The 14,394-nt window shown below is 34.2% G+C and carries 12 protein-coding genes; 8 read left to right on the forward strand and 4 right to left on the reverse strand.

Annotation, left to right across the window (positions count from 1 at the left end; translation table 11 throughout):
- Positions 1-48: 48 nt before the first annotated feature.
- The 8 genes from ACUN3A_RS12805 to ACUN3A_RS12840 all read left to right on the forward strand — a co-directional run bounded on the left by ACUN3A_RS12805 (position 49) and on the right by ACUN3A_RS12840 (position 11,542).
- On the forward strand, positions 49-1,695 hold the full coding sequence (locus ACUN3A_RS12805) for an alpha-L-fucosidase (RefSeq protein ID WP_445551677.1): 1,647 nt from the start codon (positions 49-51) through the stop codon (positions 1,693-1,695).
- 53 nt (positions 1,696-1,748) lie between these two features.
- On the forward strand, positions 1,749-3,053 hold the full coding sequence (fucP, locus tag ACUN3A_RS12810; protein WP_445551678.1) for an L-fucose:H+ symporter permease: 1,305 nt from the start codon (positions 1,749-1,751) through the stop codon (positions 3,051-3,053).
- Positions 3,054-3,326: 273 nt separating this feature from the next.
- Positions 3,327-4,340, forward strand: a complete 1,014-nt coding sequence (locus tag ACUN3A_RS12815; RefSeq protein ID WP_445551679.1) for a zinc-binding alcohol dehydrogenase family protein — start codon at positions 3,327-3,329, stop codon at positions 4,338-4,340.
- A gap of 17 nt (positions 4,341-4,357) precedes the next feature.
- Positions 4,358-5,155, forward strand: a complete 798-nt coding sequence (locus ACUN3A_RS12820; RefSeq protein ID WP_445551680.1) for an SDR family oxidoreductase — start codon at positions 4,358-4,360, stop codon at positions 5,153-5,155.
- An 8-nt stretch (positions 5,156-5,163) separates the two neighbouring features.
- On the forward strand, positions 5,164-6,000 hold the full coding sequence (locus ACUN3A_RS12825) for an amidohydrolase family protein (protein WP_445551681.1): 837 nt from the start codon (positions 5,164-5,166) through the stop codon (positions 5,998-6,000).
- Positions 6,001-6,158: 158 nt separating this feature from the next.
- The gene (locus ACUN3A_RS12830; RefSeq protein WP_445551682.1) at positions 6,159-6,500 is read left to right on the forward strand and encodes an L-rhamnose mutarotase; all 342 of its coding nucleotides are present in this window, start codon (positions 6,159-6,161) and stop codon (positions 6,498-6,500) included.
- Between the two features lie 244 nt (positions 6,501-6,744).
- A complete protein-coding gene (locus ACUN3A_RS12835) occupies positions 6,745-8,361 on the forward strand; it encodes a glycoside hydrolase family 43 protein (RefSeq protein WP_445551683.1) in 1,617 nt (538 codons plus the stop codon).
- Positions 8,362-8,458: 97 nt separating this feature from the next.
- Positions 8,459-11,542, forward strand: coding sequence for a glycoside hydrolase family 95 protein (locus tag ACUN3A_RS12840; RefSeq protein ID WP_445551684.1), 3,084 nt, complete (start codon positions 8,459-8,461; stop codon positions 11,540-11,542).
- Between the two features lie 111 nt (positions 11,543-11,653).
- Here ACUN3A_RS12840 and arsB read toward each other — a convergent pair whose 3' ends face one another.
- The 4 genes from arsB to ACUN3A_RS12860 are packed head-to-tail and all read right to left on the reverse strand — an operon-like array spanning position 11,654 to position 14,225.
- Entirely contained in the window at positions 11,654-12,730 is a 1,077-nt protein-coding gene (arsB, locus tag ACUN3A_RS12845; protein WP_445551685.1) for an ACR3 family arsenite efflux transporter, read from the reverse strand.
- A gap of 2 nt (positions 12,731-12,732) precedes the next feature.
- Complete coding sequence (locus ACUN3A_RS12850; RefSeq protein WP_445551686.1) at positions 12,733-13,365, reverse strand: arsenate-mycothiol transferase ArsC; 633 nt, start codon at positions 13,363-13,365, stop codon at positions 12,733-12,735.
- Positions 13,366-13,385: 20 nt separating this feature from the next.
- On the reverse strand, positions 13,386-13,841 hold the full coding sequence (locus tag ACUN3A_RS12855; RefSeq protein WP_445551687.1) for a DUF6428 family protein: 456 nt from the start codon (positions 13,839-13,841) through the stop codon (positions 13,386-13,388).
- A gap of 57 nt (positions 13,842-13,898) precedes the next feature.
- On the reverse strand, positions 13,899-14,225 hold the full coding sequence (locus ACUN3A_RS12860) for an ArsR/SmtB family transcription factor (RefSeq protein WP_445551688.1): 327 nt from the start codon (positions 14,223-14,225) through the stop codon (positions 13,899-13,901).
- Between the last annotated feature and the right edge of the window lie 169 nt (positions 14,226-14,394).

Here is a 14,394-nt window from a genome sequence, read left to right on the forward strand (position 1 = left end):
CTAAGTTACTTTTAAATAGATATTTCATTAATGTTAAGAAAATAAAAAATGGATAGAAGAAATGCTTTAAAATTAGGAGCTTCGGCAATTGCAGGACTTTATTTGTCGCCATTGTTAGGACAAAGTAGTATTATTAATGCTGTTGCAAATAAAGGTTTGTTTCAGCCGACATGGGATTCTCTACAAAAATACATAGTACCCGATTGGTTTCGTGATGCTAAATTCGGAATGTGGGCACATTGGGGACCACAATGTGAACCAGAAGCAGGAGATTGGTATGGAAGAAATATGTATGAGGAAGGTTCCAGACAGTATAAAATTCATGTAGAAAAATATGGACATCCTTCAAAATTTGGTTTTAAGGATGTAATCAATGTTTGGAAAGCTGATAAATGGAATCCAGAGGAATTGGTGAATTTATATAAAGAGACTGGCGCTAAATATTTTATGGCAATGGCAAATCATCATGATAATTTAGATTTATATGATAGCAAGCACCAACCTCATTGGAATTCAACCCAAATGGGACCTAAAAAAGATATTATTGCAGGATGGGAAAAAGCGGCTCGCAAAGCGGGATTGCCTTTTGCAGTGAGTGTTCATGCGGCTCATGCTTGGAATTGGTTTGATACTTCTCAGGGTGCTGATAAAAATGGTGCTTTAGCAGGAGTGCCTTATGATGGAAATCTAACCAAAGAAGATGGAAAAGGGACTTGGTGGGAAGGTTTAGATCCTCAGGAATTGTACACACAAAAGCATCCATTAAGTACCAAAACTTCGAATAAGGCATCGGTACACAGCCAATGGGATTGGGCAGATGGAGCTTCAATACCAACGCCAGCTTATTCAGAAAAATTTCATGACAGAACAATTGATTTGATTGATAAATACAATCCTGACATGATTTATTTTGACGATACAGCATTGCCATTGTGGCCTGTTAGTGATGCAGGTTTGCGTATTGCAGCACATTTGTACAATAAAAGTTTGAAGAAAAATAGAACCGTTCAGGCAGTAATAACGGGTAAAATATTAACCGAATCACAGCGAAAAGCTATAGTCTGGGATATTGAAAAAGGACAAAGTAACAAAATTGAACCCTTGCCTTGGCAAACCGATACTTGTTTAGGAAATTGGCATTATGATCGCAGTGTTTACAACAACAAACGTTACAAATCTGCCAAAACGGTCATACATACATTGGTAGATGTGGTTAGTAAAAATGGAAACCTAATGCTTAATGTTCCAGTTCGTGGTGATGGAACCATTGACGAATTGGAACGTGAAATTGTGAAAGAAATTGGGGTTTGGATGAAACTAAACAGCAAAAGTATTTATGGAACCCGTCCTTGGAAAATTTTTGGAGAAGGTCCACAGCAAGGAAGTGCAGGAGCATTAACCGCCCAAGGTTTTAACGAAGGAAAAGGTAAGGCCTATACTTCAGAAGATATTCGCTTTGCACAAAAAGATAAAACACTTTATGCTACCGTAATGGCTTGGTCAGAAAGTGGTACTGCCGTTATTAAAAGTTTAGGAAATAAATCTGCTTATTATACTCAAAAAATAAAGAGAGTAAAATTAGTAAGTACAGGTGAAGAGCTTCAATTTACGCAAAATGAAAATGGTTTGGAAGTTCATTTTCCAAGTCAAAAACCAGAAGCTTCATATGCGAATGCTTTAGAAATTACCGCTTAGTATCATTTATTTAATATTCAATAAAAAGTAATTCAAGAAACAAACAGTAGATTATGGAGATTATTAACCAATTGAGTGACCAGCATGAAGTGCAAACAGAAAAAGGTGTAGGAGCAAACTATTTATTGCCCTTCATTTTAATTACGAGCTTGTTTTTTCTATGGGGTATGGCGCACAATTTGGATTCTATCTTAATTCCGCACTTGAAAAAAGCATGTGAATTAAATAATCGCCAATCGACATTGATAGATACTTCAGTGTTTTTTGCTTATTTCATTATGGCAATTCCTGCTGGAATGCTTATTAAACGTTTTGGTTATAAAAATAGTATTATAATTGGATTATTGGTTTTTGCAACTGGTGCTTTTCTGTTTGTACCCGCTGCTAATAGTAGAACTTATGAATTGTTTTTATTTGCATTATTTGTAATTGGGTGTGGTTTAACTATTTTAGAAACCAGTGCAAATCCGTATGCAGCTATTTTAGGTCCAGCGGAATCCTCTTCTAAAAGATTGAATTTGGCAGCTTCCTTTAATGGATTAGCAGCAATGGTCGCACCAATTGTTGGTTCCATGTTTATCCTTTCTGGAAAAAATCATACTGCAGAGCAAATGGCAGCAATGCCTGATGCAACAAAAGCGGCTTATTTACTAGAGGAAGCTTCTGCTGTAAAGTTACCTTATATTATTTTGGGAACAGTATTGGTTTTTGTAGCCATCTTGTTCTATTTTATGCATCTTCCTTCAATGAAACCACAGCAAAAAGAGGCTGAAATTAAACCTGGTTTTTTCTCTGTCTTGAAGTTTTCACATTTAAGTTGGGCAGTTGTAGCACAGTTTTTTTATGTAGGGGCACAGGTTTGTATTACTAGTTTTTTTATCAGAATTGCAGAACAAGGTGCTGGGTTAGACGAAAAAACAGCAGGATATTACCTTGGTGTTTATGGTTTTCTTTTTATGGCAGGCCGTTTTATCGGAACCTTCTTTTTGAAATTCGTTAAAGATTATGTGCTTCTTTCTATTTACTGTGTTATTAGTATTCTTTTATGTTTAGTAGCTATTTATGGAGAAGGTATATATGTTATTTATGCATTGGGCGGATTAGGTTTTTTTATGTCGATTATGTTTCCCACTATTTTTTCTTTGGGATTAGTAGGTTTAAAATCGAATACCGAAACGGGCTCTTCTTGGCTAGTGATGGCTATTGTTGGCGGTGCTATACTTCCTTATGCTATGGGAACATTAATAGATATGGAGAATGACGATATTCAGGCGGGATATATTATTCCTCTAATTTGTTTTGCGATCATTCTTTATTTTGGTTTAGTCGGACATAAAGTAAAAAATAGTATGGCGTAGAATATCTATGTAAAATCATGTTTTAGGAATATGTTGTACTCTTTGTTTTGGCAGCTTTAAAAGTAAATTGATAAAACTAAACTAAACTGTTTTCAGAACACAACAAAAAGCAGTAATAACAGGAGTGGGATTAGACATTAAACCAGACCCAATCTATATCAAAGCTGGCGATGTTATTGAGTTAAGTATGGAAAGTAGTTAAAGCATATAGAAAATAATACAAATTTGGAAGTCGTTTTTTTTAATGACTTCTAAAAAATCAATTCAATTAAAATGAAATATATTGTTTGCGAAAAACCGCAAGAGTTTCTAATAAAAGAGAAACCAATGCCAGAGCCAAAAGAAGGGGAAGTGCTTTTGAAAATTAGAAGAATTGGGGTTTGTGGAACTGATATTCATGCCTTTGGAGGAACTCAGCCGTATTTTGAATATCCAAGAATTTTAGGTCACGAATTAGCTGCTGAATATATAAAAGGTAATGCCAAAGGTTTTCAATCTGGTGACAAAGTGACTTTTATTCCGTATTTCAATTGCGGAAAATGTGTGGCTTGTCGCAATGGCTTGACCAATTGTTGTGCTAATATCAAGGTTTTTGGAGTTCACATTGATGGCGGAATGGCTGAATATGTAACGATTCCAGAGCAATATTTATTACATGGTCAAGGACTTGATTTTGATGAATTGGCTTTGATTGAACCACTGGCAGTTGCTGCACATGGTGTTCGTGGAGCCGCGGTAAAAGCAACCGATACCGTTTTAGTAATGGGCGCTGGTCCAATCGGATTGGGTTTGATTCAATTTGCTAAAATTGCGGGAGCAAAAGTTATTGTTATGGATATCAATGAGTATCGCCTTAATTTTTGTAAAGAAGCATTACAAGCTGATGAAACTATCAATCCGTTGAAAGAAGATGTTGCTACCCGATTAGCAGAATTGACTAATGGAGATATGGCAAATGTCGTAATCGATGCTACCGGAAATCAAAAAGTGATGAATAGCGCCTTTAATTATATTTCTCATGGTGGCCGATTTGTTTTGGTTGGTCTTCAAAAAGGAGAATTGAGTTTTAGTCATCCCGATTTTCATAAAAGAGAATCTACTTTAAAGAGTAGCCGAAATGCGACTATTGAAGATTTTGAATATGTGATGAAATGTTTAAAAGAGGGAAAAATAGATCCTAAAAAATACATTACGCATAGAGCTGATTTTTCGGATATGATTGCTGAATTTGGAAAATGGATTGATCCAAAAAATAATACCATCAAAGCAATTATTGAATTGAATTAACGCTGAAAACAATACTTATGGATTTATATTTAAAAGGAAAAGTTGTAGTCGTATCAGGTTCGGCTGGAAAAGAAGGGAGTATTGGGAAAACTATAATTGATCGTTTGGCTGATGAAGGAGCAATTCCAGTTATTGTTGATAGAAATAGCAGAGGTTTTGATTATACAGTAGCCTTGCAAAATAAAGGAATTGATTCTTTATTTGTAGAAACGGATGTTACTGATCCAATTCAAATAGAAAGTGCTGTTGCCAAAATCGTTAAAAAATACGGTAGAATTGATGTGGTTATTAATAATGTTGGAGTAAATGACGGAGTCGGTTTAGATGCAACTTACGACGAGTTTATGAATTCATTAAAACTCAATGTAGTCAGTTACTTCTTGTTGGTAAAATTTGCGCTTCCATATTTAAAAGAATCCAAAGGAAATATAGTGAATATTGGTTCAAAAGTGGCTTTAACTGGACAAGGTGGTACTTCAGGTTACGCTGCCGCAAAAGGAGGAGTTCTTGGATTAACCAGAGAGTGGGCGGTAGATTTGATTCCGTTTGGAATTCGTTCGAATGCAATTATGATTGCAGAATGTTATACCCCTGCTTACGATGATTGGTTGCAAACTTTGCCTGATGGTGATACAGTATTGAAAAAAATCAATAAAAGTATTCCTCTTGAATCCAGAATGACAAAAACAGAAGAAATTGCAGATACAGTACTTTTTATAGTTTCGGATCGTTCTTCGCATACTACAGGGCAGTTTATTTTTGTAGAAGGCGGTTACGTACACTTAGATCGTGCTTTAATTAACGATATTAACTAATTAGAATTATGAATAAACGAATTGATGCACACCAGCATTTTTGGAAATTTGACCCAATTAGGGACAGTTGGATTGATGAGTCGATGCAAAAAATTAAAAGGGATTTTTTACCCGAAGATTTGTTGCCTTTATTGATTGAAAATAACTTTCAAGGTTGTGTTGCTGTCGAAGCTTATCAATCTGAAGAACAGACAAATTTTTTGGTTGATTTGGCTTCCAAAAATGATTTTATAAAAGGGGTTGTTGGTTGGGTTGATTTACGAAATGTAACTGTTTCTGAAAGATTGCATCATTTTTCTGCACATAAAATCATAAAAGGTTTTCGACATGTTGTACAAGCCGAAGCGGATGATTTTATGCTAAGAAATGATTTTAGAAATGGAATTGCTGCTCTGGCAGCATTTGATTTTACTTATGACATTCTTATTTTTCATCGACAATTACCGGCAGCTATTGATTTGGTGAATCGCTTTCCGAATCAAAAATTTATTATTGATCATATTGCCAAACCCAATATTAAATCAGGAGAGATCGATTCTTGGAAAAAGAATATTCAGGAAATAGCAAAGGCAGAAAATGTAGTTTGCAAAGTTTCTGGAATGGTTACCGAAGCCGATTGGAATTCATGGAAACCAGAAGATTTAAAACCTTATTTAGATGTGATTTTCGAAAATTTTACAACAGAAAGAACCGTATTTGGATCTGATTGGCCTGTTAGTAATCTGGCTGCTAGTTATTCAAAAGTGGTGCAAACTTTAGAGAATTATCTGTCTCAGTTTAATACCGCTGAACAGAATAAGTTTTGGTTCGAAAATGCTAATTCATTTTACAAACTGAATTTATAATGTCATTATGGTTTATAAGTCCAATTTGTCATTTCGAGCGAAGTCGAGAACCACTATTGAATCTCGACTCCGCTCGATTTGACAAAAAATAATTAGACTTTTTTATATATCTAAAAGGTAAAAGAGAGTTTTAAAACAATAATATCAAAAATAAAAAAATGAATACAAACCGCATTTGTTGTGCTTGCGATTTAGTTAACGAGCCTCAATTAATTGAGGAATATAAAGCGTATCACGCCCAAGGTAAAGCCTGGCCAGAAATTACAGAAAGCATTAAATCAGCTGGTATTCTGGATATGGAAATTTATTTGGTAGAAAACCACCTTTTCATGATTATGGAGGTTGACGAAAGTTACTCAGCCGAGAGAAAGCAAAAAATGGATGCTTTGAATCCAAAAGTTCAGGAATGGGAAAAAGTAATGTGGAAATTTCAACAAGCTATGCCAAGTGCAAAAGCGGGAGAAAAATGGGTAATGATGGATAAAATATTTAAGTTATAATACAGTACTAACTATAGCCAGTTGGATACAATTATTTTCAACACATAGAAACATAGATAATGTAAGCTCGAAAGAAGGCGTTTTCACTTTTTTAAAACACACATAACATATTATGTGAAAGAAATGTATTTCTTTTTTGAATTCTTTTTTTTAATAAAATCTATGTTTCTATGTGTTAAATAAAATTTGCTCAATTACAGCAAAGGGTTAATTACACCTTTTGAATAAGTTTCATTAAAACCAAATGATTAAACAATTAAAATATACAATAGTTTGTGCAAAATTAATATTGCTATGTTTTTGTATGCAGAGTAATGCACAAGAATCTCCTAAAAAAATAGTTTGGGGCGATTGGCAAAAATGGGGAAATCAAAATGATGGAACCTATAAAAACCCTGTTCTCCCAGCAGATTATAGCGATATTGACTGTATTAGAGTTGGGAATGATTATTATGCCGTTTCCTCTACATTTCAATATTCTCCAGGATTTATAATACTTCATTCTAAAGATTTAGTGAATTGGGAGATTGTCGGTCATGCGATAGAAGACATAACTTCCATTTCACCAGAAATGAATTGGGATAAGATGAATAGGTATGGAAGAGGAGTTTGGGCAGGTGCTATTCGTTATCATGACAATAAGTTTTGGATTTATTTTGGCGATCCAGATATGGGTTATTTTATGACTACGGCTAAAAATCCAGAAGGTCCTTGGGAGCCCCTTACTTCTATTTTAGCAGAAAAAGGATGGGATGATTGCTGTCCATTTTGGGATGAGGATGGACAAGGGTACCTGATAGGAACAAAATTTGCCGATGACTATAAAATCCATCTGTTTAAAATGACAAGTGATGGTAAAAGTTTAATTAAAGAATCGGATAAAATCATTTATCAATCTAAAGGAAGTGAAGCCAATAAACTATACAAAATCAAAGGAATGTATTATCACTTTTTTTCTGAAGTAAAATCAGGAGGAAGGGTAGTGATGATGAGACGTTCTAAAAATATTTACGGACCTTACGAAGAGATAAAACAATTGAGTTACGCTCAAAAAGAATATCATGAACCCAATCAGGGAGGTATAGTTCAAACTCAAAAAGGCGAGTGGTATTTTCTAACCCATCATGGCAGTAGTGGTGATTGGTCAGGGAGAGTCATGAGTTTGTTACCTGTAAATTGGGTTGATGGTTGGCCAATACTAGGAAAGGCAGATGATAATAAAATAGGGAATATGGTTTGGGAAGGTAAAATTCCCGTTCAGGGACAAAAAATGCTCTATCCACAAACCAGTGATGATTTTGATAAGAAAAAACTAGGTTTACAATGGGAGTGGAATTATCAGCCTAGAATGGATAAATGGTCTTTGACCGAGAGAAAAGGGTGGTTGAGGTTGCATGCTTTTAAGCCTATAGAAAAAGGCAATCTACTAAAAGCAGGTAATACTTTAACACAACGAGTACTGCGTACATCGTTAAATGAGGTGATTGTGAAATTAGATTTAAGTGGAATGGCAGATGGACAAAAGGCAGGTTTAACCCATTTTGGTTCACCGAACTATTCCACCATTGGAGTAAGCTTTGAAGATGGAGTAAAAAAAATAGAATTTGCTGTAAAAGGAGAATTTAAAGAAGAACTGAAATTAGAAAGTAATCAGATTTGGCTTAAATCTTCTTGGAGTTTAGATGGGGTAAGTAAATATGAATATAGTACAGATGGGAAAATATTTATTCCATTTGGAGAAGCTTATCAGTTAAAATGGGGAGCATATAGAGGCGACAGAATTGGAGTTTATTGCTATAATGATATGAACGAAAAAGGTTTTATAGATGTAGATTATTTTAATTATGAATTTGATAAATAGGTTTCAGTACTGTATTTATCAATTAAATTACTAAATCAGGATTTTATTAAAAAATTGCAGAAAATATTTAAAAAAGAACTTCCATAATATACTTTAAATGAAAAATATTTTATATCGTTTTCTAAGCTTAATTTTCACCATTCTATTCACAAGTTTAACCTTTGCCCAAGAAGCAAAAGACAAAAAAAATGAGGTATTAGGAGTAGTTTTAGAAGGAGGATTAACCAATTTGCAAGAAGCAAAAGGAGTTCTGGGAATTCAATTTAAAAAAGAATCGAAGAGTTGGTCTAAGGCAAATTTGGTACTGGAAGCTTTTGATAATAAAGAAAAAAAGCTTGGACAATCTACAGTGTTAGTATATTTTGATAAACTGAATGAAGGTTATCAATTCATTGCTGCCGAATGGAAAATTGATTTAACGCAAGCTGAATTTTTGCGTGTTAAAATAGTGTCGAATTCAGGAGAAAATTTGCTGACAAAAGATTTCAAAAAAGGAAATTACAAAGGGATTCCAATCTATTCCAATTGGATCACACATCCTAGTTACGGGAATGGACCAAGTGTGATGACTCCCGAAAAGGTTCCCGCTGGAGTTGATCCTGCCGTAGTAAATACTAAAAACCTGAGTGTAAATTATCTTTATGATGATTCTTATAAAACAGGTAAACTAGACAATGTATTATGGTATAAAACGGGAGCTTATGACCCAAAGTCAACTATTTATGATCGTGATGGAAAAGATTGGGAAGAACAAACATTGCCTATAGGTAATGGGTACTTGGGAGCAATGCTTTTTGGAATGCCGGGAAAAGATCACATTCAGTTTAACGAAGAAAGCTTTTGGGCAGCCGGTTATCGAGGTGTTCAGGAAAAGGTAGCTTCCGACAATGTAAACCGAAAAATGGGCGAGGGGATAAACGGTTTTATGAATACTGGAAATGTTTTTGTTGATTTTAATATGCCGCAAAATACTGATATTCTTAACTATTACAGAGATTTAGATTTAAATACTGCTGTATCTTCTGTTCGTTATCAATATGAAAAGGTAAATTATAAGAGGGAATATTTTGCCAGTTATCCAGCTCAGGTTATTGTTTTGCGATACACGGCTGATCAGGCAAAAGCGCTAAATTTCACTGTAAAACCCGTATCTGCACATCCTGGAAATATTCAGGTTAATAATGGAATCGTTACAATTACGGGTAAACTTAAAGATTCAGAACCATATACAGGAGGTGGAAAAGCAACATATAGCCAGCCATCAGATTTGGAGTATTGTACCAAAATAAAAGTACTGGCTGATGATGGGGAAATTGTAGATCATTATGGTGAAGTTGAGGTTAAAAATGCGAGTGGGGTAACAATTATCATTGCTTCGGCAACTGATTATGATCCGAATGCTTTTGTCATTGGAACAAATGGAAAAGTGGATACAGACAAACCTCAGTTTAAGCATAAGGATGGCCTAGCTTATGCGATGCAAAAGGCTGAAAACCGATTAGCCAATACGTATGGGAAAAATTATGAGCAGCTAAAACAGCAGCACATCACAGATTATCAAAATTTGTTTAACCGTGTGGAGTTTAAGTTGGCTAAAAGTACGGATGCAATAGCAATTCCAACAAATGAAAGAGTTGCGGCATACAGTGCCGTTATAAAAGGCATAAAAGCAGGTGAAAAGATTTCGTATTCAAAAGCCCAATACGATGGTTTGGATCAAAAACTAGAAGAACTTTTTTATCAATATGCCCGTTATTTGATGATTGCTTCTTCTCGTGAAAAAACTTTGCCAGCAACACTTCAGGGAAAATGGAATCAATCCGTTGCCGAAATATGGGGATCTACCTATTGCATTAATATTAATTTACAAATGAATTATTGGTTTGCAGGTGGAGCTAATCTTATCGATAGCGGAAAAGCGCTTGTAAACTGGGTTGATACACAAATTCCTGCAGGTTCAGTAACGGCTCGCAATATGTATGATGTGAGTACGGCTTCTTATAATTTGGATAAAAATAAAAATATTGTTTTTCAGTCTTCTAAAAATGATGTGGTAGATGGCGTTTTTGTGATGCATACCAAACAATCGATCAACGGTCAAACGGATTTAACAGGTTCGACTAGTATTCAATCTCCCGGGAATACTGCTTTTTTAATGTACAATGTTTGGGATCTGTTTCAACGCAGTCAGGACATAAAATGGCTTGCGAGTCAATTGTATCCCATATTGCGTAAATCAGCTAATTTTTATGTTGCTTATTTAAATAGTCATAAAGTAAAATCAGATGATTTGAAGCAATATCCTAAAGGCTATTTTTATACAACTGGTAAAGGACGATCTCCAGAACATGGGCCTTACCAAACAGGAGTGAAATACGATTTAGAGCTAATTTCAGGACTTTTGGATTACAGTATTGCAGCTTCGAAAATTCTGAATATTGATTCAGACAAACAACGAGTTTGGGAGGAATTAAGGAATAACCTTGAAAAACCAATAGAACTAGGTGCTGATGGTCAAATAAAAGAATGGAGTCAGGAAGTTGCTTATAATAAAGATAAAGATGGGAAAGCACTAGGAGACTCTTTTCATCGCCATATTTCTCATTTGGTCGGGTTGTATCCAGGGAATTTAATTAATCCAAAAACGCCAGAATTTCAAAAAGGAGCTCAAATCGTTTTAGAAAACCGAGGCGATGATGCTACAGGTTGGTCTATTGCCAATAAGTTTTTGATGTGGGCTAGTGTTCAGAAAGGGGACAAGGCTTTAGAATTATGGCGTTACCAATTGGCTCAGCGTACCTATTCTAATTTATTTGATTTTCATGCTCCGTTTCAAATTGATGGAAATTTTGGAGCAGCGGCAGGAATTCAGGAGTTACTATTGCAAAGCGATGACACGGATTTGTATCTTTTACCGGCTTTACCAACACTTTGGAAAGAAGGAAGTATTAAAGGAATTATTGCCAAAAATGGTGCTCAAGTTGCAATGGATTGGAAAGACGGAAAACTAATTACTGCAAATATTGTGAATGTAACTGGAGCAATAATGTATGTGAACTATGATAAAGTTCCAAAAATACAATTGAATTATAATGGAAAATCGGTCGAATTGAAATCAGTTAATGGTAGATTTAAATTACCTAAAACGAAAGTTGGTGAAGTGCTTGTAATTCATTTTTAAAAGTAAACGGTTTTAATGAAAAAAGCTTTAGGTTTTTCTGAAGCTTTTTAATAGTAGGTAATAATTATAAATCTAAATTGTGTAGCCATTTCTAGCTTTGCAACATCAAAGTTAATTCTCTTGTACTGTACTATAATATTTTTTTCTGAACCAAAAAGCAACGTTTACTAAAGCAATTAGTGCTGGAACTTCAACCAAAGGACCAATTACGCCTGCGAATGCTTGTCCACTGTTGATGCCAAAAACACCAATGGAGACTGCAATTGCTAATTCAAAATTATTGCCTGTCGCAGTAAATGCTATTGCAGTTGATTTTGAATAGTCGGCACCAAAATGTTTGCCAACAAAAAAACTAACAACAAACATTATTATAAAGTAAATGACTAATGGAATTGCAATTCTTATGACGTCCATTGGAATTTGTACAATAAGTTCGCCTTTAAGACTAAACATTATAAGTATTGTAAAAAGTAAAGCAATTAGTGTTATAGGTGAAATGATTGGAACATATTTGTTTTGAAACCATTCTTCTCCTTTTAATTGGATTAATACATATCTGCTGATAATACCAAGTGCAAACGGAATACCTAAATAAATTCCAACACTTTCAGCAATTTGTCCGATACTGATATTTACTTCAAAACCTTTATATCCAAAATAAGGAGGCAATACAGTAATGAATACATAAGCATAAATACTGTAAAATAACACTTGAAAAATACTATTTAAGGCAATAAGGCCAGCGCCATATTCTCGATTTCCATCGGCCAAATCATTCCAGACAACAACCATAGCAATACAGCGAGCAAGGCCAATTAATATAATGCCAATCATATACTCGGGATAACCATTTAGGAATAATAATGCTAATGCAAACATTAAAATTGGACCAATAATCCAATTTAAAAGTAAGGAAGCGCCAAGGATTTTCGTGTTTTTAAAAACTTCTCCCATTTGCTCATATTTTACTTTTGCTAATGGAGGATACATCATTAGAATTAATCCAATAGCCAAAGGAATATTGGTTGTACCGCTCGAAAATGAATTGATGAAACCGCTACTTGATGGAACAAAATAACCAACAGAAACTCCTATTGCCATTGCTAAGAATATCCAAAGCGTTAAATAACGGTCCAGAAATCCCAGCTTTTTTCTTTCTAATGTGGGAGTGCAATTATTTGCTGACATAATTATTGCTTGATTTGGGAGAAAACATAAAACATTTCGGTTGCAATTTGTAAACTTCTTTCGTTATATTTTTCTGCTTGTTGTGGTGTGTTGTCAAATGCTTTAGGGTCTTCAAAAGTTATTGGAATTCTCTTTTCTGCTCCTGCGATAAATGGGCAAGCTTCATCTGCTTGTGAACAAGTCATGATTGCAGCAAATTCATTTTTGGGATTAAAATCGTCATCATGTTTTTTCGAAAAGCCGATAATTGGATGTTCATTTTCGGAATATTTTATGGCATAAATTGGATTGTTTGTTTCTGATATTGTTTTGATTTTGAAACCTTGATTTTCCAAAGTTTTAGCAACCATAGGAAACATGGCAGTAGCTTCTGTTCCACCAGAATAGCAAAAAACATTTTTTATATTAAAATAGGCCGATGCCGTTTGCGCCCATACTTGAGATAAATGACTTCTCCTTGAATTGTGTGTACAAATTAGATTGAGTCTGATTTCTTTTTGCTCATTTACTTTAGTCTGAATGAATGCTACAAGAGGTTGTAAAATTGTTTTTCGTTCTATTGTAATTTCTTCAATTTTTAAACCTTTAATTGTGTTTTGTATTTCAGAAAATAAAGTTGATTCTGGTTTTGACATTTTATTTTGATTTTTAAATTTTAACAGCAATTTCCCTCAGGTGAGCAACAAGGTTCACTACTTGTTTTAGAAACTTTTTCAGAAGGAACTCCACAAGAATCTTGTGCTAAACAAGCAGTTCTTTTGTTTTTAAGAATAAAAGTTTTACCATCAAAAGCTAAATCATATTTGCCAATGGTTTCACTCTGATATTCCACTTCAATTTCAGAATCTTCAATCCCCAATTGATCTTCCGAAAGTGTAATGATATGCAATAATTTATTAGGCTTTAGGCGATGTTCAAAATCATTGGCATCCCAAAGCTGAAAATTGACAACCTTTTCATTTCGAATTGTACCGCCACAATCAATAAAGTTTTTAATAATGATTCCTACTTCGGTTACGTGGAAATGTTCCGGCACGAAAGTCCCATTTTCTAGTTGAAATTCAACATTTTCTAATGTTGGTAAAATTTCTTTTATTTCAGATAATTTCATGATTTTTTATTTATTGGTTAAATGCAATATTGCGATAATATGTATTAAAAAAATGCTTTAGCAACATTTTGATTTTGAAATCGTTTGTGTAATATTAGAAAAATAGGTGTTCAAAAGGGCAATCGCTTTTTCGTCGATACAGTAACAAATTGAATTTCCTGTAATATTTCCTTTTATGATGCCAGCGTTTTTGAGCTCTTTCAAATGTTGCGATACAGTAGGTTGGGCAAGAGGAAGTTCATTAACAATGTCGCCGCAAATGCATTCGTTTACTTTTAATAAGTATTCAATGATGGCGATTCTTGCTGGATGTCCCAAAGCCTTTGCAATCGAAGCGATTTGGTTTTGTGCATCAGTAAAATGTTCTGTTTTAGTAGCTCCCATTTTGTTTTAATTTATTATTGCAATATTACGATTAACATTTCGAATTGCAAAAGATATTGGTTTGTTTTTAATATTTGGAGATTGAAAAATTGTCAACACATTTAATTTCAAAGGTTTCAGATTAGTTTTCAGCTTTTGCAATAACACTTTTTAAACAATTAAAATTATT

Source organism: Flavobacterium sp. WC2509 (assembly GCF_052683105.1).

Excerpts from the sequence above, each read along its gene's own strand:
- ACUN3A_RS12805 (WP_445551677.1), top strand. The coding sequence starts at position 49 with ATGGATAGAAGAAATGCTTTAAAATTAGGAGCTTCGGCAATTGCAGGA.
- fucP (WP_445551678.1), top strand. The coding sequence starts at position 1,749 with ATGGAGATTATTAACCAATTGAGTGACCAGCATGAAGTGCAAACAGAA.
- ACUN3A_RS12815 (WP_445551679.1), top strand. The coding sequence starts at position 3,327 with ATGAAATATATTGTTTGCGAAAAACCGCAAGAGTTTCTAATAAAAGAG.
- ACUN3A_RS12820 (WP_445551680.1), top strand. The coding sequence starts at position 4,358 with ATGGATTTATATTTAAAAGGAAAAGTTGTAGTCGTATCAGGTTCGGCT.
- ACUN3A_RS12825 (WP_445551681.1), top strand. The coding sequence starts at position 5,164 with ATGAATAAACGAATTGATGCACACCAGCATTTTTGGAAATTTGACCCA.
- ACUN3A_RS12830 (WP_445551682.1), top strand. The coding sequence starts at position 6,159 with ATGAATACAAACCGCATTTGTTGTGCTTGCGATTTAGTTAACGAGCCT.
- ACUN3A_RS12835 (WP_445551683.1), top strand. The coding sequence starts at position 6,745 with ATGATTAAACAATTAAAATATACAATAGTTTGTGCAAAATTAATATTG.
- ACUN3A_RS12840 (WP_445551684.1), top strand. The coding sequence starts at position 8,459 with ATGAAAAATATTTTATATCGTTTTCTAAGCTTAATTTTCACCATTCTA.
- arsB (WP_445551685.1), bottom strand. The coding sequence starts at position 12,730 with ATGTCAGCAAATAATTGCACTCCCACATTAGAAAGAAAAAAGCTGGGA.
- ACUN3A_RS12850 (WP_445551686.1), bottom strand. The coding sequence starts at position 13,365 with ATGTCAAAACCAGAATCAACTTTATTTTCTGAAATACAAAACACAATT.
- ACUN3A_RS12855 (WP_445551687.1), bottom strand. The coding sequence starts at position 13,841 with ATGAAATTATCTGAAATAAAAGAAATTTTACCAACATTAGAAAATGTT.
- ACUN3A_RS12860 (WP_445551688.1), bottom strand. The coding sequence starts at position 14,225 with ATGGGAGCTACTAAAACAGAACATTTTACTGATGCACAAAACCAAATC.